Annotated in this window: 23 protein-coding genes, 5 tRNA genes and 1 other RNA gene; 15 read left to right on the top strand and 14 right to left on the bottom strand. The window is 38.0% G+C overall.

All coding sequences use genetic code 11. The annotated features are described in order from the left end of the window. Positions 1–122: 122 nt before the first annotated feature. Positions 123–878, bottom strand: coding sequence for a DeoR/GlpR family DNA-binding transcription regulator (locus AC07WY_RS11700; RefSeq protein WP_262085281.1), 756 nt, complete (start codon positions 876–878; stop codon positions 123–125). Between the two features lie 458 nt (positions 879–1,336). Between AC07WY_RS11700 and AC07WY_RS11695 the strand changes: the two genes are divergently transcribed. Further along, complete coding sequence (locus AC07WY_RS11695; RefSeq protein WP_262085279.1) at positions 1,337–2,656, top strand: MFS transporter; 1,320 nt, start codon at positions 1,337–1,339, stop codon at positions 2,654–2,656. A gap of 146 nt (positions 2,657–2,802) precedes the next feature. Then, a complete protein-coding gene (locus AC07WY_RS11690; RefSeq protein ID WP_262085278.1) occupies positions 2,803–3,228 on the top strand; it encodes a hypothetical protein in 426 nt (141 codons plus the stop codon). A gap of 38 nt (positions 3,229–3,266) precedes the next feature. Here AC07WY_RS11690 and AC07WY_RS11685 read toward each other — a convergent pair whose 3' ends face one another. After that, the gene (locus AC07WY_RS11685; RefSeq protein ID WP_004819654.1) at positions 3,267–3,935 is read right to left on the bottom strand and encodes a class I SAM-dependent methyltransferase; all 669 of its coding nucleotides are present in this window, start codon (positions 3,933–3,935) and stop codon (positions 3,267–3,269) included. A gap of 283 nt (positions 3,936–4,218) precedes the next feature. Next, entirely contained in the window at positions 4,219–5,067 is an 849-nt protein-coding gene (gene folD / locus AC07WY_RS11680; RefSeq protein ID WP_419334792.1) for a bifunctional methylenetetrahydrofolate dehydrogenase/methenyltetrahydrofolate cyclohydrolase FolD, read from the bottom strand. 152 nt (positions 5,068–5,219) lie between these two features. On the opposite strand from folD, the gene AC07WY_RS11675 reads away from it, so the two are divergent. The 3 genes from AC07WY_RS11675 to AC07WY_RS11665 all read left to right on the top strand — a co-directional run bounded on the left by AC07WY_RS11675 (position 5,220) and on the right by AC07WY_RS11665 (position 6,244). Beyond that, a tRNA-Cys gene (locus AC07WY_RS11675) sits at positions 5,220–5,293 on the top strand. A gap of 10 nt (positions 5,294–5,303) precedes the next feature. Then, positions 5,304–5,389, top strand: a tRNA-Leu gene (locus tag AC07WY_RS11670). 123 nt (positions 5,390–5,512) lie between these two features. After that, positions 5,513–6,244, top strand: coding sequence for a hypothetical protein (locus AC07WY_RS11665; protein WP_004722467.1), 732 nt, complete (start codon positions 5,513–5,515; stop codon positions 6,242–6,244). Between the two features lie 59 nt (positions 6,245–6,303). On the opposite strand, the gene AC07WY_RS11660 is transcribed toward AC07WY_RS11665, so the two are convergent. Beyond that, on the bottom strand, positions 6,304–8,070 hold the full coding sequence (locus AC07WY_RS11660; protein WP_262085277.1) for an alkaline phosphatase D family protein: 1,767 nt from the start codon (positions 8,068–8,070) through the stop codon (positions 6,304–6,306). Between the two features lie 216 nt (positions 8,071–8,286). Here AC07WY_RS11660 and AC07WY_RS11655 point away from each other — a divergent pair. Together AC07WY_RS11655 and AC07WY_RS11650 are read left to right on the top strand one after the other, a co-directional pair. Further along, positions 8,287–8,372: transfer RNA gene (locus tag AC07WY_RS11655), tRNA-Leu, on the top strand. 240 nt (positions 8,373–8,612) lie between these two features. Beyond that, positions 8,613–9,569, top strand: a complete 957-nt coding sequence (locus tag AC07WY_RS11650; RefSeq protein WP_494736410.1) for an RDD family protein — start codon at positions 8,613–8,615, stop codon at positions 9,567–9,569. Between the two features lie 80 nt (positions 9,570–9,649). Here the strand turns inward: AC07WY_RS11650 and AC07WY_RS11645 are convergent. The 4 genes from AC07WY_RS11645 to coaD form a co-directional block, all read right to left on the bottom strand. Further along, a tRNA-Met gene (locus AC07WY_RS11645) sits at positions 9,650–9,726 on the bottom strand. Positions 9,727–9,790: 64 nt separating this feature from the next. Beyond that, positions 9,791–10,168, bottom strand: an RNA gene (gene rnpB, locus AC07WY_RS11640) — RNase P RNA component class A. Between the two features lie 26 nt (positions 10,169–10,194). Further along, a complete protein-coding gene (locus AC07WY_RS11635) occupies positions 10,195–10,458 on the bottom strand; it encodes a YfhL family 4Fe-4S dicluster ferredoxin (protein WP_262085275.1) in 264 nt (87 codons plus the stop codon). A 1-nt stretch (position 10,459) separates the two neighbouring features. Continuing rightward, entirely contained in the window at positions 10,460–10,951 is a 492-nt protein-coding gene (gene coaD, locus AC07WY_RS11630) for a pantetheine-phosphate adenylyltransferase (RefSeq protein WP_004722475.1), read from the bottom strand. Between the two features lie 159 nt (positions 10,952–11,110). Between coaD and smpB the strand changes: the two genes are divergently transcribed. Then, on the top strand, positions 11,111–11,587 hold the full coding sequence (gene smpB, locus AC07WY_RS11625; protein WP_004722477.1) for an SsrA-binding protein SmpB: 477 nt from the start codon (positions 11,111–11,113) through the stop codon (positions 11,585–11,587). A 56-nt stretch (positions 11,588–11,643) separates the two neighbouring features. Here the strand turns inward: smpB and AC07WY_RS11620 are convergent, their stop codons facing one another. From AC07WY_RS11620 to pgeF, 4 genes are all read right to left on the bottom strand, one after another. After that, the gene (locus AC07WY_RS11620; protein ID WP_262085273.1) at positions 11,644–12,966 is read right to left on the bottom strand and encodes a hypothetical protein; all 1,323 of its coding nucleotides are present in this window, start codon (positions 12,964–12,966) and stop codon (positions 11,644–11,646) included. Positions 12,967–13,310: 344 nt separating this feature from the next. Then, complete coding sequence (locus tag AC07WY_RS11615; protein ID WP_209826677.1) at positions 13,311–14,624, bottom strand: hypothetical protein; 1,314 nt, start codon at positions 14,622–14,624, stop codon at positions 13,311–13,313. 183 nt (positions 14,625–14,807) lie between these two features. After that, complete coding sequence (locus AC07WY_RS11610; RefSeq protein WP_262085272.1) at positions 14,808–15,362, bottom strand: flavodoxin family protein; 555 nt, start codon at positions 15,360–15,362, stop codon at positions 14,808–14,810. 126 nt (positions 15,363–15,488) lie between these two features. After that, the gene (pgeF, locus tag AC07WY_RS11605; RefSeq protein WP_494736409.1) at positions 15,489–16,232 is read right to left on the bottom strand and encodes a peptidoglycan editing factor PgeF; all 744 of its coding nucleotides are present in this window, start codon (positions 16,230–16,232) and stop codon (positions 15,489–15,491) included. A 184-nt stretch (positions 16,233–16,416) separates the two neighbouring features. Between pgeF and AC07WY_RS11600 the strand changes: the two genes are divergently transcribed. Beyond that, entirely contained in the window at positions 16,417–17,187 is a 771-nt protein-coding gene (locus AC07WY_RS11600) for a DUF4882 family protein (protein ID WP_494736408.1), read from the top strand. A 49-nt stretch (positions 17,188–17,236) separates the two neighbouring features. On the opposite strand, the gene rluD is transcribed toward AC07WY_RS11600, so the two are convergent. After that, the gene (rluD, locus tag AC07WY_RS11595; protein ID WP_494736407.1) at positions 17,237–18,289 is read right to left on the bottom strand and encodes a 23S rRNA pseudouridine(1911/1915/1917) synthase RluD; all 1,053 of its coding nucleotides are present in this window, start codon (positions 18,287–18,289) and stop codon (positions 17,237–17,239) included. 71 nt (positions 18,290–18,360) lie between these two features. Here rluD and AC07WY_RS11590 point away from each other — a divergent pair, with 71 nt between their 5' ends. Both AC07WY_RS11590 and AC07WY_RS11585 read left to right on the top strand, forming a co-directional pair. After that, positions 18,361–19,383: an outer membrane protein assembly factor BamD gene (locus AC07WY_RS11590; RefSeq protein WP_004819623.1), complete on the top strand. Its 1,023-nt coding sequence runs from the start codon at positions 18,361–18,363 to the stop codon at positions 19,381–19,383. A 118-nt stretch (positions 19,384–19,501) separates the two neighbouring features. Beyond that, complete coding sequence (locus AC07WY_RS11585) at positions 19,502–21,409, top strand: DNA primase (protein ID WP_494736406.1); 1,908 nt, start codon at positions 19,502–19,504, stop codon at positions 21,407–21,409. A 424-nt stretch (positions 21,410–21,833) separates the two neighbouring features. Here AC07WY_RS11585 and hemA read toward each other — a convergent pair whose 3' ends face one another. Then, positions 21,834–23,120 carry a glutamyl-tRNA reductase gene (gene hemA, locus AC07WY_RS11580; protein ID WP_004819618.1) on the bottom strand — a complete coding sequence of 429 codons (1,287 nt, stop codon included), beginning with the start codon at positions 23,118–23,120 and terminating at the stop codon, positions 21,834–21,836. 107 nt (positions 23,121–23,227) lie between these two features. On the opposite strand from hemA, the gene AC07WY_RS11575 reads away from it, so the two are divergent. The 4 genes from AC07WY_RS11575 to AC07WY_RS11560 all read left to right on the top strand — a co-directional run bounded on the left by AC07WY_RS11575 (position 23,228) and on the right by AC07WY_RS11560 (position 26,465). Beyond that, complete coding sequence (locus AC07WY_RS11575) at positions 23,228–24,910, top strand: tetratricopeptide repeat protein (RefSeq protein WP_004819617.1); 1,683 nt, start codon at positions 23,228–23,230, stop codon at positions 24,908–24,910. A gap of 8 nt (positions 24,911–24,918) precedes the next feature. After that, on the top strand, positions 24,919–25,527 hold the full coding sequence (gene lolB / locus AC07WY_RS11570) for a lipoprotein insertase outer membrane protein LolB (RefSeq protein ID WP_494736405.1): 609 nt from the start codon (positions 24,919–24,921) through the stop codon (positions 25,525–25,527). A 25-nt stretch (positions 25,528–25,552) separates the two neighbouring features. Continuing rightward, positions 25,553–26,386: a 4-(cytidine 5'-diphospho)-2-C-methyl-D-erythritol kinase gene (gene ispE, locus AC07WY_RS11565; RefSeq protein WP_262085266.1), complete on the top strand. Its 834-nt coding sequence runs from the start codon at positions 25,553–25,555 to the stop codon at positions 26,384–26,386. A gap of 4 nt (positions 26,387–26,390) precedes the next feature. Then, positions 26,391–26,465, top strand: a tRNA-Gln gene (locus tag AC07WY_RS11560). Positions 26,466–26,468 lie beyond the last annotated feature (3 nt).

Raw genomic sequence — 26,468 nt, 5'->3', positions numbered from 1 at the left:
TTGAAAATATATTTTCGTTTGTTTTCATTTAAGAAAATAATAGATAGTTTTTTAATCAATGTCTATCAAAAAATGATCAATTTCACGTTTATCATATTTTCACTATGGGTTTTTAAATTAGCCTAAACCACAGTTAAAGCCACTTCTGCTGCATGAATTTGTTTTAAATAATTTTCAGTGGGCTCTTTATTGGTAAAAAGCCGATCTATTTCAGAAAGATGGCCTAAGCGCATCATTGCATGACGACCAAACTTGCTCTCATCTGCTGCTAAAAATACCTGCCGAGCACCTAAAATAATTTCTTGCGAGACAGACACTTCTTGAAAATCGAAATCGAGCATGGTTCCATCTTCATCAATCCCACTGATACCAATCAGGGCATAATCAACTTTAAACTGTTTAAAAAATTCAGAGGTGGCTTGTCCTATCACACCACCATCGGGGCGTACTTTTCCGCTGGCAATCAGTACTTCAAAATCATCATTCATACTCAAAATTTTCGCCACATTTAAATTATTGGTAATCACTTTTAAACCGCGATGTTGCAATAGAGCATGGGCAATAGCTTCGGTTGTTGTACCAATATTGATAAACAAAGATGCATGGTCTGGAACTGCGTTTGCAACAGCTGTTGCAATGCGCTGTTTTGCCGCTAAATTATGGCTGACCCGTTGACTATATGCGGTATTGGTGACACTAGAGTCTACCGCAGCGCCACCATGATAACGACGTAATAGTCCGGCATCTGCCAATTGATTGATATCCCGCCGTACAGTTTGTGGTGTAACTGCAAAATGCTGTGCAATCTCATCAATACTGACGTAGCCCCGAGCCTTAACCAATGCTAATGTTTGCTGTTGTCGAATCATCAAGTCCATAGATGTGAAACCTTATTGTTTTATTTTCAAAAATGAACATTTAGCTGCTATAAATAGCATGACTGCTTACTGTACGACTAGATTAAATTTTTAAATTCATCCAACTCAGCTTATTAAATTGTGTACATTTCATACATTTAGATGCAAGCAAATATGCTTTAATTTTAAGCTAAATTCTTATAATTTATAAAATATTTCAAATTAAATAGCTGTTTTAAAAAAATTATTCATTTATTTCTAGAATTTCTCATTCTAGATCAATAATAAACCCTCAACACAGCTAAGACCAAAGTCTAATAAGGTCTGCTTTCATTCAAGCGTATAACGAGCATTGTAATTATTTGTATCTCCCTCGTCTTACTGACTGAAATTCTCTCTGTTTGATTTTTCTGCTTTGATTTTCATCCAAAATGAAAGTTAAACAGGCTGTATTTTGCATATTCTTTTGGAGAATTGCCTTGTCCAATTCATCTCCTCAAGTTGCCACTTCGCAACTTGATAGAAAAACTCGTTTCAAATCTATACTTGGTGGTTCAGCTGGTAATTTAGTCGAATGGTATGATTGGTATGTCTATGCCGCATTTACCCTCTATTTTGCCCCTGTGTTCTTTCCAGAAGGTAATGAAACGGTCAAACTTCTCCAAGCTGCTGCAGTTTTTGCTTTAGGTTTTTTAATGCGTCCGATCGGCGCATGGATCATGGGCGTTTATGCTGACCGTAAAGGTCGTAAAGCGGGTTTAACACTTTCTGTTTCATTGATGTGTATTGGCTCATTAATCATTGCTTGTGCGCCATCTTATGATTCAGTCGGAATGTTTGCTCCCGCACTACTTTTATTTGCACGCTTATTACAAGGTTTAAGTGTTGGTGGTGAGTATGGCTCAAGTGCCACTTATTTAACTGAAATGGCGGGTAAAAATCACCGCGGATTTTTCTCAAGTTTCCAATATGTCACCCTGATTTCAGGTCAATTACTGGCACTCTGTGTACTGATTATCCTGCAACATAATCTTTCTGAAGATGCCTTACATGCATGGGGATGGCGTGTTCCTTTCTTTATCGGTGCATTACTTGCAATTGTTGTGTTCTGGATTCGTCGTGGTCTGGTTGAAACAGAATCATCTAAACAAGCACAACAACAAGCTAAAAATGGCGGTGAAACATCTGGTGCTTTGGCCTTATTCACCAAGTATCCTAAACAAGCATTTACAGTCATTATGCTGACTGCGGGCGGTACCTTAGCCTTTAATACATTTACGACTTATTTACAAAAATACTTAGTCAACACTTCTGGCTTTGAAAAAACCACCGCAACTGAAATTACCACAGCCGCAATCTTTATTTTTATGTTGATTCAACCTGCAGTCGGTGCACTTTCAGACAAAATTGGCCGTAAACCAATTATGATCACTTTTGGTATACTCGGTGTGCTATTTACCGTTCCTATTTTCAATGGTTTAGGCTCGACAACGGACCCTAAAACGGCTTTCTTCTTATGTATGAGTGGTATGGTCATTGTGACTGGATATACAGCCATTAATGCGGTTGTAAAAGCTGAATTATTTCCACCGCATATTCGTGCTTTAGGTGTAGCCTTACCTTATGCACTTGCCAACACTGTATTTGGCGGTACGGCTGAATTAGTTGCACTAAGCTTTAAAAATGCTGGGCATGAAAACTATTTCTTCTATTACATTACCTTTATGATCGGTTTATCTCTAATCACCTATGTGTTTATGAAAGATACCAAAAAACATAGCCTGATTACGGATGATTAATTCAAAATAAACTTTGCAATCTAATTCATTTAAAACAGCTTTTTTATTCACATAAAAAAGCTGTTTTATTTAAGCAATTCACTTATCGTGAAAATTGCAAAGCTATGGCATACTAAAAATAATTCAAAAAGCTAGGACTTTAAAAGATGAAAAAAATCACTTATGCAGGTTTAGGATTAATCGTTTTAGCTTTATCTGCATGTCAAACAACCCCTCGTCAATACAATGGCGTAACCGGTTATCAAATTGAAAATCAAACAGCAGATAGTGCGACACTGGCGTATACCCTTTCAGGTCGTGCAGATCGTGATTTGGATGTAGATAAATTACAGCGCGCATGTCAAAAAGTGTTGGGTGCAAACAAAAACTATAAAATTTCTGTATTAAGTACCAATGAAATTATCAATCCGCAAATAGCAAAAGGTCAGGCTGGTGTTCAACTTGGACATAGCCGTACATCTTTTGGGCTTTCCAACACGCCAAGCCTAAATAACAGTGAAGATTATGCAACACGCCAAGCCTTAGATACCCGTCCAAGCACTTTACATGTGGTACGTTATACCTGTTCTTGATTTTAGCTATGTGTATCGCAGAATAAAATAAGACGCTGTCATAGCGTCTTATAAAAACTCACATTTCTAAATTCTTTGGCTTCATCTAAATCAGGCCAAGTGGTTGCACTTCGTTCATCCAATTTTTGGTAATTTGGATGACTAAAGTTTTTCACTCGGCTATCTGCCACCCATACTTCTGGTGCAAATTTTAAAAACTCATCCAAGAAAAAACGGTTAGATTGATCATATAAAACATCTGCAGCCAATAAGACATCAACCTGTTCGGCTTTATATAAATCATCTAGATACTCAAGCTCAACATCATTGAGTAAGGCATTTTCACGACAAGCATCCAAACTTATCGGGTCGATATCACAACAGATGACACGTTTTGCACCTGCCATTTTGGCTGCAATTGCGACAACGCCTGACCCAGCACCAAAATCCAGTACCACTTTATCTTTTACATGCTGTGGCTCTGCAATCAACCATTGTGCCATTGCTAAACCTGAAGCCCAGCAAAAAATCCAATACGGTGTATCATTCCAAATACGGCGAATTACCTCATCATCCAAACGATCTGTTGGAAAAACAGGTGGAATCAACCATAACGAAATTGGGCTTTCAGGCAACTGCTGTGCCAATAATTCGCATTGAGGAATTACTTCATGCAAAGCATCAAGTAAATGTTGTGGGGCTTTAGGAAATTGATAAGTACAGCTCATGCAAAATATGACCAAAATTATTATTTTGATATTGAGGAAATACAGCTTCTTCCTCATATTCGATAGACAGTAACATCATGTGCTAAGGTTCAAGACGATACTTCTTGTTAAGTCTCAGATACAGCTACTTAAAAGTACATCTTAAACGCGTTAAGCCAATGACCATTAAACTAATGACAATATTGCCTACTTTTACTGAAAAATAAACATAGCTGTGTAAATGTAGGCTGAATTTAAGCACAGTGAATGCATGGCTTTCACTGTGCCCAAAATAAAACAGGGCTTAAGCTAACGCTTTTTCAGCTGCTTCCACAGTTTGACGAATCAACGTTGTGATCGTCATCGGACCTACGCCACCTGGAACTGGTGTATAAGCGGAAGCGACATCTTCAATACCGACCAATTGGATATCACCCACACCACCACCGTCACGAGGATGGAATCCAGCATCAACCACAACAGCACCTTGCTTAATCCAGTCTTTTTGGATTAGTTCAGCTTTACCGACTGCACCAACAACAATATCAGCCTGTTTTACCAATTCAGCAAGATTTTGTGTACGAGAATGGCAGATTGTCACTGTTGCATTGGCCTGAAGTAGCATCATTGCCATCGGCTTACCTAAAATAGCCGAACGCCCTACCACAACTGCATGTTTACCAGCGATTTCAATCTTATTTTCTTGAAGAATCGTCATGATACCCGCAGGTGTTGCCGAACCATAAGCAGTCTCACCCATTGCCATACGACCAAAACCTAAACAAGTTACTCCATCTACATCTTTTTCAAGTGAAATGGCATCAAAGCAAGCACGCTCATCAATTTGTTCAGGCACAGGATGTTGGAGCAAAATACCATGAACATCAGGATTGGCATTTAATTTTTCAATTTCAGCCAATAATTGTTCAGTTGTGGTTTCTTTACCTAACTCTACTTTTAAAGAATCCATACCAACACGACGGCAAGCATTTCCTTTCATGCGTACATACGTCGCAGATGCACCATCATCACCCACTAAAATAGTCGCTAAAATTGGGGTACGACCTGTTTTTGCTTTTATAGCTTCAACACGAGTCAACAAGTCTGCTTCAATTTGTTTCGCTAATGCGCGACCATCCAATACCAATGCCACGGCACATCTCCAAAGTAGATATGAATCAATTTTGCAAATAATACATGATTATTTAGACAATTTTCTTTCATATGCTGAATTTATGTGCATATGCATGAATTATAGTATTGTTTTTTTTTCAAAGATTGCTAATATGTGCATCACCAAGACATGGCGGGGTGGCAGAGTGGTCATGCAGCGGACTGCAACTCCGTGTACGCCGGTTCGATTCCGACCTCCGCCTCCAATCTTGTAAAGCCCGAGTGGTGAAATCGGTAGACACAGGGGATTTAAAATCCCCCGCCCACAAAGCGTGCCAGTTCGAGTCTGGCCTCGGGCACCATTTTAATTCTTGTTAAAATGGTGCAATAAAGAACCCAGCGATAAGCTGGTTTTTTTATGCCTAAAATTTTATATTGTTTTTTATGTTAATATCCAAAGTGAAATTTAGATAAGCGAAGCCTATATGATTCAAAACAAGCAAGTTTCCCTCTATTTAAATCAATTACAACAACAATACCCACAAGCATTTAAGCGCAACTTTCTATTTTATAGTCAAATTAAAACCAAAGGGCTTTTAGATGAAGCAAAGGAATTTATTCCTTGGATTTTGTCGATTATGATTTTTTGCAGCATCTATTTTAGTTTAGGTCAGTATATTGCAAATCATTTTCCTCAATTCGATAGCTTTCAAGCCAATGGCATTGCCGCTTTAGCGATTATGTTATTTTTTATGATTATTGTTCCGATCATTATCAAACAAATAAAACACAGTTCGACACATTTATACCAACAACTCAATAATATTCCGCTTAAGCTTGCGGTACTGATCGTCCTGCAAGCACTCAATCTTTATTTTATAGAAAGCACCCTGCTGCAAGGCCTGTTATTTTTCTTTGCAATGAGCTTTGGTTTTGTCAAATTTTATAAAGAAAATTTATTTAGAGATAGCACCAAAGACACTGAATATTACCAATTACAACAAATTCGAAAAAGCTGTTTATGGGCTTATAAACAAGCCAAGAAAGCCAAATTCAAAATGCGATTCTTAGCCAAAGATTCTGAGAAGTATCAATTTTATCAAAAGCGCTTAGTCACCTTTTTAGAATTACATTTAGAACTATTAAAATATGAAAATGAAATGTGTAAAACCTATAAATATGAAGATTTAGATGCCTATATGGACAGTATGATGTAATCCATCTATCACGTTAAAAAGCCGAGTGATCTAAACTCGGCTTTTTTAGGCTTGAAAATTTATGCACTTTTCTGAACAGTCTTTACATCAACCAAATTGTTATTTAAAACCACTTGATGGGCACGAGCCGTATCCACCGTATAGGTTTTTTCCTTGATGCTATTTAAGAAAATCCAATCCGCTTGTACCTGTTGTACTGTAAAGCTGACTTTTAAGTAGCCTCGCTGATTTAAATTGGTGTAATTCAATTCATCAATGAGCGTGGTGAAGGCCATTTCAAATTGTTGTAACTGTGCCAAAGGAATACTTAAATACTTCTCCATCCCTGGTGACGAGACCGAACTGGTTGCCAATTCCACCCCAACAAAATCACCCGCTTGAGTATGCAAGTCAGCAGACCATGCATTATGGGTATCCCCCGCCAACACCACAACTTTCTTATTTAATGTTTTAAGTGTGCCATATAAAATTTCACGTTCTGCATAGTAGCCATCCCAAGCATCTAAATTATAGGGTGCAACTGTGGTTACACGGGCTTTTTCTGCGGCGGTTAATGTTGGATCACCACTTTTCAAACGAACTTTTAAAGTAACTAACTCGATGATCTGCTGATTCATTTTTGCCAAAGTTTCGGCTGTGACATTTCCACTGGTAATTGCAGATAAAGACAATAGCAATTCAGCAGGGATTAACATTTTTGCCATCAACACTTGCTGACCCAATACATTCCAAGTCGCGGTAGATTGTGCCAGTTTCTTTTGTAGCCACTCACGTTGGGTATAACCCATCAGTGTACGCGTAGTACTGGTTAAATCTGCCTGAAACTTAGCGATATCTAAGCCCGAAGCCGTCATATAATTGGCATAATCGAGTTGCTTATCACGTGCCAAAATACGGGTATCTAACATGGTCAATTGTACCAATGACCCAAAGTCAAACTGGCGATAAATATTCAAGTGATCTGTTGCAGATACAGGGCGAATCGGCATCCATTCAAAATAGGCTTGTAAAGCTGCCAATTTACGGTCTAAGAAATTACCCTCATTGGCTTGATGGTTTTCTGCACCGTCTTTCCATGCGTCATTTGCCAGTTCATGGTCGTCCCAAATCACGATAAAAGGATGACGTGCATGTGCGGCCTGTAAATCGCTGTCAGTATGGTAAAGCGCATAACGCTTACGGTAATCATCCAACTTGATAATTTCTTTATCATTGTCAGCAGCGAGGGTACGACCTAGCTTTACTGCCTCTTCTGTGGCATATCCATCTTTACCATATTCATAGATGTAATCCCCCAAATGGATGATCGCATCGACCTCTTGTTTGGCCATTTCCTTATATACATAGAAATAGCCAGCAGGATAGTTTGAACATGAACACACCGCAAACTGCACCGAACTGGTGGTTTCAGGTAATGTTTTGGTACGCCCTACTGGCGAAATCACCGAACCAAATTTAAAACGATAATAATAAGTTTGCCCAGACTTAAGCTTGTCTGCATCAACTTTAACAGTAAAATCCTGAGCTGATGCTGTTTGTACTTTTCCAGTATTGATCACTTGCGTAAATTTATCATCTGTGGCAATTTCCCAAACCACTTCTAAACGCAAAGACGTATCCTGCGGCGTAATACGCGTCCACAAAATCACACGATCTTTTAATGGGTCGCCACTGGCAACACCATGTAAAAATTCAACTTTTGTTGTAGGAGATGTTGAATCGTTGTTATCACTCCCACAAGCAGTCAACGACACTGGTATAGATAATGCCCCAAAACTGGCTAATGACTTTTGAATAAGTTCACGGCGTGAAATTGAGTTTGGCATTGAAGTTGGTTTCCTCTAAGTTTTTTTATCCAATTAATTTAAAGGCTTAATATTTCGCTTTAATCTCAAATTGATGAAAAAATCATGACAAAATACCCATTCAACGGCTTAAAATGCTTTATTTTCAAACATAAGCACATGAATTGATTGAAAAGAAAGCAAATCGACATAAATACGCTTGCCAAGAGAAAAACTGTCCTTTATTATTGCGCACATGCCCGAGTGGTGAAATCGGTAGACACAGGGGATTTAAAATCCCCCGCCCACAAAGCGTGCCAGTTCGAGTCTGGCCTCGGGCACCATTTTAAGTCTTATTAAAATGGTGCGATAAAGAACCCAGCGATAAGCTGGTTTTTTTATGCCTAAAATTTATAAATCATCTATAAATCGCCAATTTAAAAATAACGCAAAGTTCAATACGACTTGCTAAAAAGCGTGATAGCTCAACTATATTTTTGTGGTTATTTTTCATTAAAAAACTTATAATATGATAAATTTACATTAATTATTAATATTTTCATAAACTTAATTAAACCAATACCATGTCTAAAATTACCACTGAAACTCAAAAAGCCGCCCCTATATTTCCGCGAATATTCGCATTTATCATCGACTGTATTAATGTTGGCGTAGCCTGTTTAGTGATGGGTAAAATACTCTACCCATATTTTGAAAATTCTCCTTTTATTTTCCAATGTATCGGTACGCTCCTCTGTCTATTTTATTTTGTTGCTTTTAACAGCCATATCGGTAATGGTAAAACCATTGGGAAAATCCTGGGTAAAATTAGGGTAAAAGACTTAAATGGTGCTTCAATTCCACTTATGCGCTCTCTGGTTAGATCAAGTATTTTTATCATTCCATTTTGCTTTGCTGGTTATTTACAAACATATTCAACTCAGCATCTTTCACTCAGCCTACTTGTGGCATTTTTTCAAAGTATCGTCTTTGCCTGTTTTTACTTGGCTATTTTTAATGGAAATAGCCAACAATCTCTGCACGATCTGCTCAGTGAAACTCAAATCCTCAGAAACGCTCAATCCAATATTCCACACCAATCTGTATGGCGTATTCATTACTACATCATTGCGCTATTAACGATTGTGATTTTTTCTGTCAATTTATGGGGTTATTTCCAAAGCAAAGCAATGTCAGCCAATGATTTTCGTTTGATTTCCGATGACATTAAAAATGCTCAAGTTGAAAGTCGCCATACGTATATCGGAGAAGCGGAATCCACAAATCAGGTTTTAATTTTAAATGTGAATCATCCAGATTATCTGGATGACCTTGATCGTGCCGAAACATTGCTAGAAAAGATTAATCAACAACACGCTGAGATGTTAACGCAATACCACATCACTCAGGTGCAATTTAACTTTTCTTATCAATTTGGCTTGGCTAAATTATCAAAAACAACGCTTTATGATTATAAAAAGACGCCTAAAAGTAGCTTAAGTTATATTGGGGAGAGTACAGCGCTGAACCTTGGTTTTTAAACAAGACCAAGTCTCGCTGTTAAAGTTTAAATCCTGTAGATAAAAAAAGACCACGTTTTTGGAAACGTGGTCTATAAAAATGGTGGCTATGACGGGACTTGAACCTGTGACCCCCGCATTATGAGTGCGGTGCTCTAACCAACTGAGCTACATAGCCTAAAACTGTGCGCGCATTATCTGCTGTAAACAATGTTACGTCAAGCACTAATTAAAATAAAATTCATCGAAGTGAGCCGATAAGCCGGGTTCTGTCTAGAACGATCATTCCTCTAGGCGCATGATCACTCATACGCTCAAGCGACCTACCCGGATCCAGCATGGGCCATGCCTATAGGATCCCTATTTGGTCTTGCTTCCGGTGGGGTTTACCATGCCATGAACTGTTACCAGCCATGCGGTGCGCTCTTACCGCACCCTTTCACCCTTACCTTCCATTTCTCCGAAAAAAAACGTTATTGAAGGCGGTCTACTCTCTGCTGCACTTTCCGTCGGTTCACACCGCCCAGGCGTTACCTGGCACCTTGCCCTATGAAGCCCGGACTTTCCTCCCCTGCTTCAATCACGGAGATCTCCACAGCAGCGATCGTCTGGCTCACTTCGGGGCGTATCCTAACAAATTTCTCGGCTAATTGCTTGCGCTTTTTTGAGCAATTAGTTTTTTATACTTTTCCATCAAGTCGTCTTGGCTCTCTACATGGTTCGGATCGAGCGGAATACAGTCAACTGGACAGAAAAGCGCACACTGTGGCTGATCAAAATGCCCGACGCATTCTGTACATAGGTTAGGACGGATTTCATAAATCTCCTCCCCCATAAAAATGGCATCATTTGGACATACAGGCTCGCATACATCACAATTGATACATTCATCAGTGATAATTAAAGACACGCTACCAACCTTGCTGATGTTTACGATGGAAGGCTTCGACAACGCATTGAGGAACAAACTTTGCCACATCGCCTTTCAATCGTGCTATTTCTCGAACCATCGTCGAAGAAATAAATGAAAATTGCTCTGATGGTGTTAAAAATACTGTTTCAAAATCATGATCAAGCTGACGATTCATATTCGCAAGCTGAAATTCATATTCAAAATCTGAAACAGCTCTTAAGCCACGTAACACTGCTGTAGCATGTTGTTCACGTGCAAAATTTACCAATAACCCATCAAAACCGACAAACTCTACATTGGGTAAATGTTTGAGTGATATCTTTGCTAACTCTACACGCTCTTCCAAACTAAAGACTGGATTTTTATGATGCCCAATTGCAATTGCGACCACAACTTCATCAAACATTCGTGAAGCACGTGCGACTAAATCAACATGGCCATTGGTAATTGGATCAAAAGTTCCTGGATAGATGACACGAGTTTTAGACATCCATTTGTACTCTAGTTTGTTATGTAGGGCTATAGTTTAACAAAAACTTAAATATTAGCGAATAACCTCTTTTGATTTAGCTTTGGCTTTAATTGTGAAATGACTTCACCTGAAGCCAAGTTTGAGGCAAAATAAGGCTATTCTTGGAATATTTGTATTATGTCGAAAAACATTGTCGTTAAAAAAAATAATAGTGGGACGATTGCACAAAATAAACGTGCACGCCACGATTATTTTATTGAAGAAAAATTTGAAGCTGGGCTTTCTTTACAAGGTTGGGAAGTCAAGTCATTACGTGCTGGGCGAATGACCATTACTGAAAGCTATATCACCTTTAAAAATAATGAAGCATTTCTCTTCGGTGCTCAAATTCAACCTTTACTTTCAGCATCTACTCACGTAGTCCCTGAAGCGACACGTACCCGTAAACTGTTGCTCTCACGCCGTGAACTTGAAAAGCTACTTGGTGCTGTCAATCAAAAAGGTTATACCTGTGTACCTTTGGCGTGTTACTGGAAAGGCCATTTGGCTAAACTTGAGATTGCTTTGGTAAAAGGTAAGCAGTTACATGACAAACGTGCCACTGAAAAAGATCGCGACTGGCAACGCGATAAATCACGAATCATGCATAAATAATCTGTTTGATATACGAAAAACCTCCGAAATGGAGGTTTTTTCTTTTAGACATCTTTTTAACAGAATTTTAACGAGCCGTAGCAGTTGGGAGCAAAGTCTTGGGTTGCTAATGGTAGATCCTTAATTGGGAAATACAGGGGGTTTGCCGATGATAAATTTACTTCACCAATATTCAGCCCAGCAATTAAACAAGATGCTAATGGGCAATTCGGTGGCTTGTTCGTCAAATAATTACTAATATTTGGTACAACTTGTTTAAGAATATCATTGGTTACATCAATCTGATTTTTAGGTGTAATTTTCCCAATATCAATTTCATCTTCTATGGCTAACCACCATCCCCGATTCGCAGCATATTCAGCTCCAGGCCAGTGAACCTTGGTTGATTGTAGGGACAAAGAAAATGGATTGTTTAAAGGGAGTTTATGAATATATCCAAGATCTTCTTCAATATCCAAATTAGCCCTTAAGCCTGATATATAGCCGTTTGCATTGATACTCAAAGGAATCCACGAAATTATTGGCAGATTCACTCTTGCATTAATATTTCCACCAAAGTTTAAATTATCGATAAGCGCGGTTCCTGTTAGTTTTGCAGAAGTTAAACGCGTTCCAGTTAAAGTTGTACCATTGATCAATAAATTTGCTTTGGTTGATTGCAACTGAAGATTATAGTCATTTGTATTAAAACTTGGTTGGACAAGTGCACCTAAAAGCTGAATTCGGCCATTAATTCCCATTCCAGTATCATTAGAAGTCATTGATCTTGCTGCTGTAACGCCAGTTCCAGTTGTTGACTTAATTTTTATTGCACCACTTAAACTATTTATTCCATTGGGTGTATCAGAATTCTCTATCCCTGTTGTTAACAAACCCAAAACTTTTTCAGCACTTAAACGTAGGCCAACAACCTCTCTTGTCGATGCAGAATTGGGATCCTTTATCGCAAACTCTACAAATGGGTTGGTTAATTTTGCACTTGAACCCACACGCCCTTCACGCGTATTAGCCAAACCAGAAAGACTCAAATTATCAATATCAATGTCGCAACCACCCGCCCCGTTTACCCCACCACAACCGAGCTGTAACTTTTTAATGTTAGCATTCAATTCAAGTTCGGCCTCTAGTCCTAGTTTATAAAAACCAACGCCTTGCCCCTGCATCTTATTGACTGAGTCATTTGGGGCAATATAACCCAAGCTCATCAGTGCCTGACCATGAACATCAGAAAGCTCAGAGTCATTCAATTGAGTTAAACTCTCCAAGTAAAGAGAATTTGCAAAACAATGCATTGAAGAAAACAATCCAGCATAAATTACGACATTTTTTACGACTTTAATGATTTTCTTATCAATCATTCTATTATAGTTGATATCCATATCAGCTTATCTCATTTTATTATGCATAAAAAATATACTAAAATATAAATAAAGCAAATAAAAAAGTGAATTAAATATCTCAAAACTCTAACAATTATGCAAACCAAGATTACTTTCTTAATGATTCTAAAGACTTTTTATTGATATTTACTTATGTAACTAATTTTAACAATTATATATTTATACTTAATAATATAACAATAATCCGTCCAAAGCAGATCAGAAGTCACCAATGCATAATACGTTTTCAACAAGTGGATTATTGACTCCTGCGATATAACGCATATCAAGCTATACCCAATAAAAAAAACCTCCATCTGGAGGCTTTCTTTAGTCTCAAAGATTTAACAGAATTTTAAATTGCCATAACAGTTAGGCGCAAAATCTTGAGTCGCCAATTTCAAATCATTAATCGGGAAATATAGTGGATTTGAACCTGATAAATTAATTTGCCCAATTGCCACCTCACTCGCAATACAAGATAAGCCAATTAAACCTGGACATTTCACAGTATTCTCAGATTTAGCAAGATATTCATTTAAACTTGGTACAACTTGTTTTAAAACATCATTGGTTACATCAATCGTATTTGATGGCGTGACTTTACCAATATCAATTTCATCTTCAATCGCTAACCACCACCCTCTTTGAGCAGCAATTTCAGCATTTGGCCACCACACAGACTGTTGTTGTAATGATAAAGAAAATGGATTATTCAATTGTAGCTTATGAATATATCCCAAGCTTTGATTAATATCTAAATTTGCAGTTAAACCCGATATGCTACCACTCGCATTCAATGTTAAAAATGATAAATCTATACCTGCAAGAATTGGTTTGATTGAACCTCTAAAAAATAGTTCATCAATTTTAGCTGTTCCAGTCAAAAGAGCACTCGTCATACGATTGCCGTATAAAGTTTTCCCATTAACAGCCAATGTAGCGCCAGTCGATTGCAATCCTAGATTATAGTCATTTGTCTGAAAACTTGCTGTCGGAAGAATACCTAATTTAATGTTCCCTTTAATCGACATATTTGTATCAGCATATTGTAAATTCCGCGCAGTCGTATTTGCACTGCCTGTTGTTGCTTTAATTTTTAAAGCACCACTCAAGCTATTAATACCATTTGGCAAATCTGAGTTTTCAGTACCTGCTGTTAACAAACCTAATGCTTTTTCAGCACTTAATCGTAGGCCAACTACTTCTCGTGTTGACGCAGAATTGGGATTTTTTATCGCAAACTCTATAAATGGATTGGTCAATTTTGCACTTGAACCTACACGTCCTTCTCGGGTATCTGCTATACCTGAAAGACTCAAATTATCAATATCAATGTCACAACCGCCCGCCCCATTTACCCCACCACAACCGAGCTGTAATTTTTTAATATTGGCATTTAATTCAAGATCAGCTTCGAGTCCAAGTTTATAAAAACCGATACCTTGCCCTTGCATTTTATTAACGGAATCATTAGGTGCAATATAGCTTAAACTCATCAGGGCTTGACCACTAACTTTAGAAAGCTCAGCGTCATTTAATTCAGTTAATCCTTCAGATTGAAAAGAGTTTGCAAAACAATAAACTGGAGAAAACAACAGACCATAAGTTAAAAACATCCTTATGATTTTAATTGTTTTTCTATCTTTAATATCCATATCATCTTCTCAGATTTTTTCTTATTGGTAAAAATTATATGAAAACGACAATAAAAAAAAGGCAAAACACAGTTTAGCCTTCAATTAACAAAACATTTCACTCAATAATTCAACTTTTACAATGATTCTAAAGGCTTTTTATTTATGATGTTTTTTGTTTTTTTATGTAATTACATCGAACAACTACGGCGTAATTTTATTTATGAGTAACGCAATATACTCTCCAAACCATATTGCGGTTTGCAAGTCACCAGAAGGCGGTGTAATTTCAACAGGTGCATTATCTGATTGTGTCATTAACCCTAAATAACCCGCCATACGGTTTAAATCTGTGGGTTTAACACCTGTAGGCATTAAAGGGAGTCCAGACCATAACATACCATGCTGCATTGCAAAGATATTAATCTGTTGCAGTACAGATAGCTTATCGCCACTTAAACCACCTGAATTGGTAAATGCAGCAGCTAGTTTGCCCTGCCAATCACGATTTTTCCAACGTTTAGATGTAGAGTCCATAAACATTTTAAATGGACCTGTAACACTTCCCATATAGGTCGGTGAGCCAAAAATTATGGCATTCGCTTGATCTAAAATATCCCAATCAATATGCTCAATATCCATTTGATGAACAGTTACACCGATCTTCTCTGCACCTTGTGCGATATAATTCGCAACTTTTGCAGTATGACCAAATGGACTGTGGTAAACGATCGCGATAGATTTAGCAGATAAAGACATATCAATTGAAAACAAACAAATTTGGTCAAGTTTAACATCAATTCATTTTTAAACAATTCTTGTAATCTTCAGAAAACCTATAACATAACGCTTAAAACAACGATAAATCTATTTAAAAATAAAGATTTAATTTCGAATAAATACAAAAGTAGCCATACGCCCTGTTTTTGCATGGCGACGATAAGAATAGAAATCCTGATCTTGACGATAAGAACACTGATCTCCTCCTGTAACCACATTCACCCCATGTTGTTTAAGAATATAACGCGCAATCGCATACAAATCCGCATAGTGCTTACCTGCTTGCTCACCCTCTATAAATGCAGTGTCTAGTTCAGCATATTTAGAACAAAAAGCAGCTTTGACTTCTGCACCAATTTCAAAACAAGGCTGGCTGATTGCTGCACCCAACCAAGCCCAAGTAGGTGGAGACTTCATATTGGCAATGGTATTTTCAATTATTCCCCCTGCTAAACCGCGCCAACCTGCATGTAGATTGGCAACCTCTGTGCCTGCGGCATTGCCTAATACAACGGGTAAACAATCAGCGGTCATCATCATCAAAGCATGCCCCTGAGTCTGTGTGACCAAACCATCCCCCTCCAATGCGCTAAAAGTCATTTCTTCATTAATGGTATGGCATATTGTGCTGTGGGTTTGCGTCATCCATGTGATTTTACTAACACCTAATTCTGCGAATTCATCCAATAAAATCATACGGTGTTGTTGTACCCGTTGAGGATCGTCATTTACATGCAATGCCAAATTAAAACCTTCAAGCTCAGGCTGTACAGATGGCAAAGCCTTTGGGTGAAGTATATGTGTCTGACCTGCATATACACCTTGAGGTAATCCTTGAACAAATTGCATATGACTCATTTTCCTATTCAAATCATTTTCACGACTCAATAACTATAACAAATTTACTCAATCCAAAACCAATCTTCTCGTCCATTTTATTGATTAACAAAACTAAACATTTCAACTTAATATAGTGTTGTTTTTTTAATCAAATTCAATAATATTAATTAAAACTTAAAAATAAGGATAAACCATGAAAAAATTAAAGCTTGCTGTTTTATTGAGTCTGAGTGTTATCAGCACGCAAGGATTTGCACTCTGTCGTTATGATTTAGAAGGATTTTTTCCTGAACCTGCTAATCCAGCAGCACAAAAATTTCCTACTGTATCAGGTCAAAAAGTTGCTTATAAAATACTGAATGCACCCAACCAAATCACATATTCAGCAACCCATAGTAATTTCAGCTCCAGCAATAATATTGCGACAGGAACACTCCCGATTGCAAATACGGGGATTGTTGGATTGGAATTTAATATTGATACGATTTCAAATGAATTAACAGGAACTAATAATATCGGCAAAGGGATGAATTTATTAATGTTTGATCAAAACAATCAAACCATGGGTGTTATCGCCATTATGTATGGAAATAATTCAGCAATACAGAATTATAAGAAACCGTTATTGATTTGGGTGATGCAAAAGAATCCTATCACAAATCAAAATGATATTACCTATGCTTATCTACAACCTTACGATGCTTCAGCTACCCAAAATGTAGGGGTGTATATCAATCAAAATGCCAATCAAATTGGATTTATTTTAAATAAACAAAATTTAGGTTATGTGGCTACGATTAATTCAAAAATTAAGTCATTAACTTTTCAACCTCAAGCACTATTCAGTGGTTTTGAAGCCAACTCTCCATACCTAAATAAAACCATGTCATTAGAATTGGTCACGGATAAATCAAAATTTACCAATACTTTTCCTACAGGTACAAAAGATGCTTGTGCTAACTAAATCAATGGATAAAACTGCTCTCATTGAGCAGTTTTATCATGTAAATCAATTAATAGGCTTTGTTTTCAGAGCGTAAAACTTCAACCAACTCAACAAAATCGTCTGACCAAGGCGCCTCAAACATCATTTCTTCTTGTGTACGTGGGTGAACTAGACCCAATTTAGAGGCATGTAAAGCTTGGCGTTTAAAGTTACGCAATGCACTACTCAACTTTTCAGAAGCACCTGCTGGAACTTTAACTCGGCTAACATAGACTGGATCACCCACCAATGGATAACCAATATAGGTGAAATGAATCCGGATTTGATGAGTACGCCCTGTTTCAAGTTGCGCTTGTACACGGGTGAAATGTTGAAAACGTTCTTTAACATTGTAATGCGTCACAGCATCACGACCACCGGGTAAAATAGCCATTTTTATACGATCAACAGGATGACGTTTAATCGGCTCATCAATCGTTCCACCTGCAATAATATGACCATAACAAATCAAGTCATATACACGGTAAACTGTTTTTTTAGCCAATTGTTTACTTAAAGAAAATTGCGCTTCTAAATTTTTAGCAACAACCAATAAACCGCTGGTGTCTTTATCAATACGATGTACTAAACCTGCACGGGTTAATTCGGCAGATTTTGGGTAATGATAAAGTAAGGCGTTCACCAAAGTACCATTTGGATTACCCGCACCAGGATGAACAACCATGCCAACAGGTTTATTGATGACCATAATATCGTCATCTTCATAAACAATGTTTAAAGGGATATTTTCAGGTTGTGCAGAGGTTTGTGCTTCCAATTCAACATCTAAACATAGAAGTTCATTGCCTTCGCATTTATACTTAGGCTTGACAATGTTACCATTTACCAACAAATGACCTTCTTTCATCCACTGCTTGAGTTTTTCACGAGAAAACTCGTTCCAAACCAGTGCTGCGACTTGGTCAATACGTTGCCCTAAATAGCTTTCATCCAGTTGAAATTGCAACGATAAACGTGTTGCAGTCGGCGCAGAATTATGATTATCTGCATCCTCAGAATCTTCAAGTAAATTGAAATCATTTTCTGGGAAATTAGAATTAGAAGAGTGTGCTGAAGTCATTTGCTCATTCGGACAAAAGTGGTTTAATAGCGCAATTGTAGCCTATTGCCCGTATAAACAGAGGAATTTTTATGTCGCTACCACGTTATAAAGTCACAATGCTTGCTTTAACTGTAGGCTTAGCAACTGCATTTGTCGGCTGTAGCAGCAATCCGAAGAAGGATGTTGTTGATACAGGCCCGAAATCAAATGAGCAGACTTATTACAATAATGCGATAAAATCATTAGACCGTGGGCAATATGGCGATGCTGCAAAAGCGTTAGAAGCAATGGATACTTATTTCCCGACTGGGCAATATGCACAACAAGCTCAGCTTGAATTGCTTTACACAAAATTTAAGCAAAAAGATTATGAAGGCACAATTGCACTGGCAGATCGTTTTATTCGTTTAAATCCTCAACATCCGAATTTAGATTATGCCTACTATGTCCGTGGCGTAGCCAATATGGAGCAAAATTATGACAGTTTGCTTCGCTATACCTCACTAAAACAAGCACATCGTGATGTAGGTTATTTAAAAATTGCCTATCAAAACTTTGTCGACTTAATTCGTCGCTATCCTTCAAGCCAATATTCAGTTGATGCCGCACAACGAATGAAATACATCGGTCAAGAATTGGCTGAAAGTGAAATGAATACTGCACGCTTCAATATTAAACGTAAAGCGTATTTGGCTGCGATTGAACGTTCACAATGGGTGATTGAACATTATCCTCAAACACCTCAAGTTCCTGAAGCCTTAGCAACAATGGCATATGGTTATGACAAGTTGGGCGATAAAGAAACCTCACAACAGTACATTGGCGTGCTTAAGCAAAACTACCCGAATCTTGTTAAATCCAATGGCGAAGTGAATATCCGCGCAGCACGCAAAGAAGCGAGCTGGTGGAACCGTGCAACATTAGGTATTTTAGGTCGCGGTGATAAAGCAGAAGTATCGCAAGAAGCGAGTTCTGAAACGTCTGATCAAGCAGAACAAAAATCAAGCCTGTTAAATAAAGTGAGTTTTGGCTTACTTGATCGTCCAAATCGTGAAGTGTCTAAAGAGCCAGCACGTGCAGATGAAAGTTTGTATGATGGACAACGTAAATAAATATTGATTGCGACAAATCAAGACGGGTTTTTACCCGTCTTTTTTATTCATAGATATTTTTAGACTCAAAACTACGTTAAACTTTAAATTGGTTTAAACGATACATGACATTAAATTTATGGCTATTCCTCAGCACACGATAGATCAAATTTTGGATCGCACAGATATTGTCGATCTGATTGGTCAACGTGTGAAATTGAAAAAAACTGGTCGCACCTATTCAGGCTGTTGCCCTTTTCATCAGGAAAAGTCACCCTCTTTTCATGTCTACCGTGATAAACAGTATTATCACTGCTTTGGTTGTCAGGCAAATGGCAATGCCATTCGCTTCTTAATGGATATTGATAATCGAAATTTTGTCGATGTCATGAAAGAACTCTCCAGCCATGCAGGTGTCGAACTTCCCAAAGACAATCATGACAATAAAAAACTGTCGTATAAGCGTGAAGTATCCAAGCCTAAACCAGCAGTGAAGGCTGTAGAAGATAAAGTAGTCGATTCTAAACCCGCTGAGCAAAAAACAGATTCTGTTCAGCCCCTTGAAATTGACCCTTTTGAAGCCTTTAGCCAATATCCTGATCCTGAGCATTTCGATCCAACCCAGTTTGACTCAGTAGGTTTTGATCAGATCCCTCAAGATGGCAACCTTTATGATCTGTTAGAAAATATTGCGCAGTTTTATGAACGCCAATTACCAAACAGTAAAGTGGCGCAGAATTATTTTAAACATCGTGGTTTAAGCGCCGAAACAATCCAATATTGGCGCTTAGGCTATGCGCCAGAAGATTGGCAACATTTAGAAAAAGCTTTCCCACAAGATATTGAAGGTTTAAAATTACTGGGTTTGATTCGTACCAGTGATAGTGGTCGTGACTTCGATTTGTTGCGTGATCGGGTGATTTTCCCGATTCGAGACAACAAAGGTCGTGTCGTCGGTTTCGGTGGTCGTGCATTGAATGACGAAATCAAACCGAAATATATTAACTCACCTGATTCTGAAGTCTTCCATAAAAACCAACTGCTTTACGGCTTGTATGAAGGTCGGAAAGACCGTGCGCAAAATTGGCTCATGGTTGAAGGCTATATGGATGTGATCGCCTTACAACAAAACGGGATTTCTGGTGCAACAGCAACATTAGGTACGGCAAGTAATGCAGATCATTTAACTATTTTATTTAAGCAGAACAATCAAATCACGATTGCGTTTGATGGTGATGCCGCTGGACAAAAAGCAGCACGCCGAACCTTAGAAATTGCTCTGCCTTTATTGAATGATGGTCGTGAACTTAAATTCTTTGTTCTACCCAAAGAACATGACCCAGATTCGTTGATTCGTAAGGAAGGTTTTGAAACGTTTCAACGGATATGGCAACAATCCCCTTTATTATCGGATTTTGTCTTTGCTTTATTGAGTCAAAACTATGATGTTGCTACACCTGAAGGTAAAAGTCAGGTGATGGCTGAACTCAATCAACTGACTGAGTTACTGCCTAAACAAGGTTCTTACCGCTATTTATTAAGACAATTTTTTAAAGAAAAGTTAGGTTTTAATCGAAAATGGCAACCTCAAGTCAGCTTAGATGCCTCATTGTCTTTTAATATTCGCACCAAAGATGAAGACTTTGCTGTGGCGATTTTGATGCAACATCCGTTTTTATATATTCACTTTGAAGTATTGCGTGCATTGATTCATCCAGATGAATTATTGGCGCAAATCTTAGCAGTATTTGACCGTGTCTTTGACGATCTACCAGATGATCAAGAACTTGCAACCTATTATATTTTAGGTGCATGTGGTGCTTATCATTTGGAACTCTCTGAAATCATACAACGTACCAATATTCAGGCTTTGGCTGAAGCGCCTGAAATGGCAGATAAATTGGCTTCAGATTACTCTTTGGCCTTGCAAGAGAAATATTTAAAATTAAAGCTTAAAGCACCAACCTCATTGAGTGAATCACGTAATTTACGAAAACAACTCAATGAACTGACTAAACAAATTAGTTTAAAGTTGGTACATCATTAATTTTCCATAAACGCTTCATTGAGCTTATCGATTATTTTGTAATACAAAAAATTCATATGGCTATTGGCCTCTTCCATTGAGGAATCATAAGGCTTATATAGGTTTATAAATATACGTTTTTGAAAGTTTTCATCACTAAAAAACGCGTTGGTAGGGTAATTAGAATCTGAGTGTGCATTTATACTCCCGACCATAAGGGCATCAAATATCCGCCCTGAGTAATCTAGATAAAAGCAATATAGTTTAGGTTTTTTGGGATTCTTATAGCATCGATCAACGGAATCAATTACCCCCATAATTCCACCCTGAGTAGAGAGGCTATGTAGATCCTTGATGGCTTGATTCTAATTAGATCGCACTAGTATATACACCAATAATAGCTGGTGAAGCAAAAACATTAAATCAGATTCGCTTTAAAAAACAATCACTTTGCTTTTGGTTTTCTTTCTTGTTCAAAAATATCCTGAATATTTTCTTTCATCCATTCAAAATGTGAAGGATCTTCATCCTGTGCTGCTTGGCGTAGCAAAATTGAAGATGGGTGCAATAACTTTTGCGTCAAACGATGTGCAAAATCCTCAAGTACATGTTGCGTATCCTCACCTGCCTGAATACGCTCTAAGGCATGCGACAACTCCATCTGACGTTGTTCTTCACCATGTTCACGAAACTGTTGAATCGTCCCACCAGCATCTTTTACTTTTTGCTGTGTCACCAACTGAGTTACCAGTTGATTGACCATAACCTCTGCTTCAACCGCAGCTTGACGTCGTTGTGCTAAATTTTCATCAATTACACTTTGTAGATCATCCACACCGTATAAATACACACCATCCAAACTTTCAACTTTTGGATCTATATCACGAGGTACAGCTAAATCGACCATAAGCATTTGTTGATAACGACGTTTTTTTAAAGCGAATTTCACATCTGCATAAGCAATGACTTGATGCAAACTGCCTGTACAACTGGAAATTACATCCGCACGATAAAGCTGAGTAGTGAGTTCATCAAATGGAATAATCTCCACTTCAACACGATGCGCTATTTCTTGTGCTAATTTCTCTGCCCGTTCACGGCTTCGATTACAAATCAGGATTTTTGCAACGCCCATTTCAGCCAAGTGTTTTGCTACCAAGCTGTTCATTTCACCTGCGGCAACCACCATGACGGTAAGCTGTTCAGGCTTACTAAACACTTGCAATGCGAGTTGAGCAACAGCATATCCCATCGAGACAGCATGACTGCCGACTGCCGTTTCAGAACGTACACGTTTGGCTGCATAAAAAGCATATTCAAATATTTGATTCAGATTTTGCGAGACAATTTCAGCATCTTTTGCGATTGATAGTGCTGTTTTAACTTGACCAAGAATTTGCGGTTCACCCAGCATCAACGAGTCTAAACCACTAGCAACCCGCATTAAGTGCGAAACTGCATCGGTATTTTCATAACGATATACATGATTTGACAATTGCTTTACATCAATACCATTGGTTTGGGCGAGCCAATTTAATACCATATCGGCATTTTCAGCCATGGCATAGACTTCAGTGCGGTTACATGTTGACACCACCACCATATCATTCAAATTCTGGCGAAGGCTTTCTACGGCAAATAAATCTTTTAATCGTTCTGGATTAAAAGCGATTTGCTCACGTAGCTCAACAGAAGCAGTTTGATGGTTGACACCCAATGCAAAGAAAGACATATCAGATCATCATTTCGCTAAATTTGTGCTATTGTGCAATAACGGTGTCATAAAAAGCATACTTGGATTCGGAAAAATTGCGTCAAATAAACAACCGCTTAAGCGGCATGACAATTAAGCAATATTCTACCACATTCTTACTGGTTGGTAGCATGGCTTCTAGTGCTCATATTAGAGCATCTGGAGAATTTTATCATGCTAAATATAATACTAATGCATTAAAACAAAGTATTATTGCTGAATTTTCATTGGCTTATAATGATACTGCAACTGCTTTACACAATTATACTGTGCTCGCAATTCGTAGTAATTCAACCACCATTAAGCAACGTGCCTTGAATGTTGCAATTGAACAAAACGATTTAAAAGCAGCTTTAGACATTGCCACCCATTGGGTTGTACAAGAACCTGAGGACGTTCCTGCAAAATTTTATTTGGCGCATATCGCGCTCAAATCACATGAATATGAGCTTGCAGCAGAGACTCTGGACAGTATTCTCAATATTGACCCCAACGCTGATTTAGAAAAGATTTTAGAAGGAATTGCACCAGAATCAGAAGTAGATCGTCAAAATCTGCTCAATACGCTCAGAGCAAGTAAAGAAAAAAACAACCCTTCTGTTTTAATTCTAATTGCGGGTTTGGAAGCGCAAAACGATGAAATCGAACAAGCCTTAAAAACCGTCAATAAAGCGTTAAAAAAACGTTCAAAAGTGACTGGCTTTATTCTGATGAAAGCCAACTTATTAGAGGCTTTGGGTGACCAAGAAGCGACTTTAAATTGGTATGATCGAAGCAGCCGTAAAAACAAGTACAACTATGATATCCGTCTGGCAGAAGTCAAATATCTGATCAAGATTCATCAATCTGAATTGGCCTTAAGCAAATTAGAATCGATTATTCAAGCTTGGCCAGATGCTGAAGAAGCCCTATTTATTGCAGGTTTAACTGCGATTGATTTAAAAAAGCTGGATCAGGCTGAACAATATTTAGTGGAGTTACGCTACTCGTCACGTTATCAAAACGAAGCATATTTTTATTTGGCAGTAAATGCTGAACGAAAGCAAAATGATGAAACGGCAAAAGCCTATTATCGGCTGGTTGATGGAAACTTATATACGGTTTCACGCCGTAATCTGGTCTCGATTTTTGAAAGACAAGACAAGATGAATGATGCTTTGCGGTTTTTAACCCAAGAACGTGTCAATTATCCACAACATGCAAGTTTCTTATATCAGGCTCAAGCCGAGATTTTAAAACGCATGGGCAATAAAAAAGCAGCGCTGAGATTACTCACTGAAGCAGTGAAGAACTTGCCTGATGATCCTGAAATTCTCTATTCAGAAATTCTGCTTCTTGATCCATTTGAAGATCGTGATTTACTTGATAAAGCATTGAAACAACTCTTAACTTTAGAGCCAAATAATCCTGCTTATTTAAATGCTTATGCCTATACGCTTGCACTACAAAATAGACGTTTAGATGAAGCGCGAAAGTATGCTGAACATGCCTTAGATTCTGCACCAGATCAGGCCTCGATTTTAGATACACTGGGATATATCACATTCTTGCAAAATGATTTTGATGCCGCCTCGAACATTTTATCGAAAGCTTATAATTTGAGTCATAGTGTAAACATCGGTATTCGATATGCAAAATCTTTGTATATGCAAGGTGCCTTAGCTCAATTTAATGAAGTGTTACAACAACTCAAACAAAATCACCCAAATGATCCTCAATTAAATCAATTAGATTCATTAATATTACCGCAACATATTAAAAAGAGTTAATGACTTGTATGCGTCACATTCCACAGATCTTTTGTACCCTAACTGCTGTAACCGCTTTTACCCTCACAGGTTGTCAACAAGTCGTAAAACCAGCACAAACCACACCAACGCTTACAGCACCCACTGATGCCACAACGCCCCTGCAAAAACCGTCAAATCAATTTAATCTTGAAGGGAAAATTGGGGTGAAAACACCAAAACAGTCTGGCAGTGCGTTCTACACATGGACACAAGACCAACAAGATTTTAACATCCAGTTGAATGGGATCTTAGGTATTGGCAAAACTATTATTGAAGGAAAATCTGGGGAAGTTACTCTAAACAGCGCTAAAACAGGTTCAATTTCGGCTGAAACACCAGAAGAACTGCTTGAAAAAGCCACAGGCTGGACTGCACCTATTACCCATATTGTCGATTGGATTCAAGCTTACCCTGCCACTGAAAATGCACAAATCACCCGAGATAATACTCAACGTATTGCTCAAATCATTGAAGATGGCTGGACTGTAGATTTTAGTTATAACAATCAAGCGAGCTTGCCCAATAAGCTGATTTTAAAACAGCAACTTGAATCTGGTCAGGAAAATCGTATTACAATGGTGATTCAAAACCGCTAAATCTATACCTTAGACAATGAAATCTATGATTCGTGTTCCCTCTCCAGCAAAATTGAATTTGTTTTTGCATATCACAGGTCGTCGTGAAAATGGCTATCACGAGTTGCAAAGTATTTTTCAGCTGATTGATTTGTATGACTGGTTAGAATTCACCCAAACAGAACATTCTCAAGCAGAAATCAGTCTTGAAGGTTTGAGTAACGTCGATTTGGAACATAATCTGATCTATAAAGCGATTCAAATTTTAAAACCTTATGCTACACAGCCGACTGGTTTAAAAATTCGTATCGAAAAGAATATTCCAATGGGTGCAGGTCTAGGTGGTGGTTCTTCCAATGCTGCCACCACATTGATTGTGGTTAATCAACTTTGGCAGTGCGGTTTAAATACTGAACAACTGGCTGAGCTTGGGGTTAAATTGGGTGCAGATGTTCCAATCTTTGTTCATGGTCGTAATGCTTGGGCAGAAGGTATAGGTGAACACTTAACATTCATAGACTTAGATCAAAAACAATACATTGTGTTAAAACCTGATTGTTTTATCAGCACTCAACGACTTTTTTCGCAAAAAACATTGACAAGAGATACGAAGCCTACTAAATTTTGCGCCTATCAGCTAAAGCCATCCAATTTTAGAAATGATTTTGAGCCACTGGCAAGAAATTTATATCCTGAAGTTGATGAAGCAATGCAGTATTTAGATCAGTTCGGTACAGCAAAGCTTACAGGTACAGGTGCTTGTGTTTTTGTTGAAGTCACTGAACAAATGAAGATTGATGATGTTTTAAATCATTCACCCTGCAAAGCCTATTTGGTCAACAGTTTGAATGAATCACCACTCACTCATTTTACAGTGTAATGATAGGGGCGTCGCCAAGTGGTAAGGCACCGGGTTTTGATCTCGGCATCCGTTGGTTCGAATCCAGCCGCCCCTGCCATCT

The sequence above is a fragment of the Acinetobacter sp. GW821-FHT01C12 genome (genome assembly GCF_059422625.1).
This window is presented reverse-complemented; position numbering and strand designations above follow the sequence as displayed.

Coding starts and splice junctions, on each gene's coding strand:
- AC07WY_RS11700 (WP_262085281.1), bottom strand. CDS start 878: ATGGACTTGATGATTCGACAACAGCAAACATTAGCATTGGTTAAGGCT.
- AC07WY_RS11690 (WP_262085278.1), top strand. CDS start 2,803: ATGAAAAAAATCACTTATGCAGGTTTAGGATTAATCGTTTTAGCTTTA.
- AC07WY_RS11685 (WP_004819654.1), bottom strand. CDS start 3,935: ATGAGCTGTACTTATCAATTTCCTAAAGCCCCACAACATTTACTTGAT.
- AC07WY_RS11665 (WP_004722467.1), top strand. CDS start 5,513: ATGATTCAAAACAAGCAAGTTTCCCTCTATTTAAATCAATTACAACAA.
- AC07WY_RS11660 (WP_262085277.1), bottom strand. CDS start 8,070: ATGCCAAACTCAATTTCACGCCGTGAACTTATTCAAAAGTCATTAGCC.
- AC07WY_RS11650 (WP_494736410.1), top strand. CDS start 8,613: ATGTCTAAAATTACCACTGAAACTCAAAAAGCCGCCCCTATATTTCCG.
- coaD (WP_004722475.1), bottom strand. CDS start 10,951: ATGTCTAAAACTCGTGTCATCTATCCAGGAACTTTTGATCCAATTACC.
- smpB (WP_004722477.1), top strand. CDS start 11,111: ATGTCGAAAAACATTGTCGTTAAAAAAAATAATAGTGGGACGATTGCA.
- AC07WY_RS11620 (WP_262085273.1), bottom strand. CDS start 12,966: ATGGATATCAACTATAATAGAATGATTGATAAGAAAATCATTAAAGTC.
- AC07WY_RS11615 (WP_209826677.1), bottom strand. CDS start 14,624: ATGGATATTAAAGATAGAAAAACAATTAAAATCATAAGGATGTTTTTA.
- AC07WY_RS11610 (WP_262085272.1), bottom strand. CDS start 15,362: ATGTCTTTATCTGCTAAATCTATCGCGATCGTTTACCACAGTCCATTT.
- pgeF (WP_494736409.1), bottom strand. CDS start 16,232: ATGCAATTTGTTCAAGGATTACCTCAAGGTGTATATGCAGGTCAGACA.
- AC07WY_RS11600 (WP_494736408.1), top strand. CDS start 16,417: ATGAAAAAATTAAAGCTTGCTGTTTTATTGAGTCTGAGTGTTATCAGC.
- rluD (WP_494736407.1), bottom strand. CDS start 18,289: ATGACTTCAGCACACTCTTCTAATTCTAATTTCCCAGAAAATGATTTC.
- AC07WY_RS11590 (WP_004819623.1), top strand. CDS start 18,361: ATGTCGCTACCACGTTATAAAGTCACAATGCTTGCTTTAACTGTAGGC.
- AC07WY_RS11585 (WP_494736406.1), top strand. CDS start 19,502: ATGGCTATTCCTCAGCACACGATAGATCAAATTTTGGATCGCACAGAT.
- hemA (WP_004819618.1), bottom strand. CDS start 23,120: ATGTCTTTCTTTGCATTGGGTGTCAACCATCAAACTGCTTCTGTTGAG.
- AC07WY_RS11575 (WP_004819617.1), top strand. CDS start 23,228: ATGACAATTAAGCAATATTCTACCACATTCTTACTGGTTGGTAGCATG.
- lolB (WP_494736405.1), top strand. CDS start 24,919: ATGCGTCACATTCCACAGATCTTTTGTACCCTAACTGCTGTAACCGCT.
- ispE (WP_262085266.1), top strand. CDS start 25,553: ATGATTCGTGTTCCCTCTCCAGCAAAATTGAATTTGTTTTTGCATATC.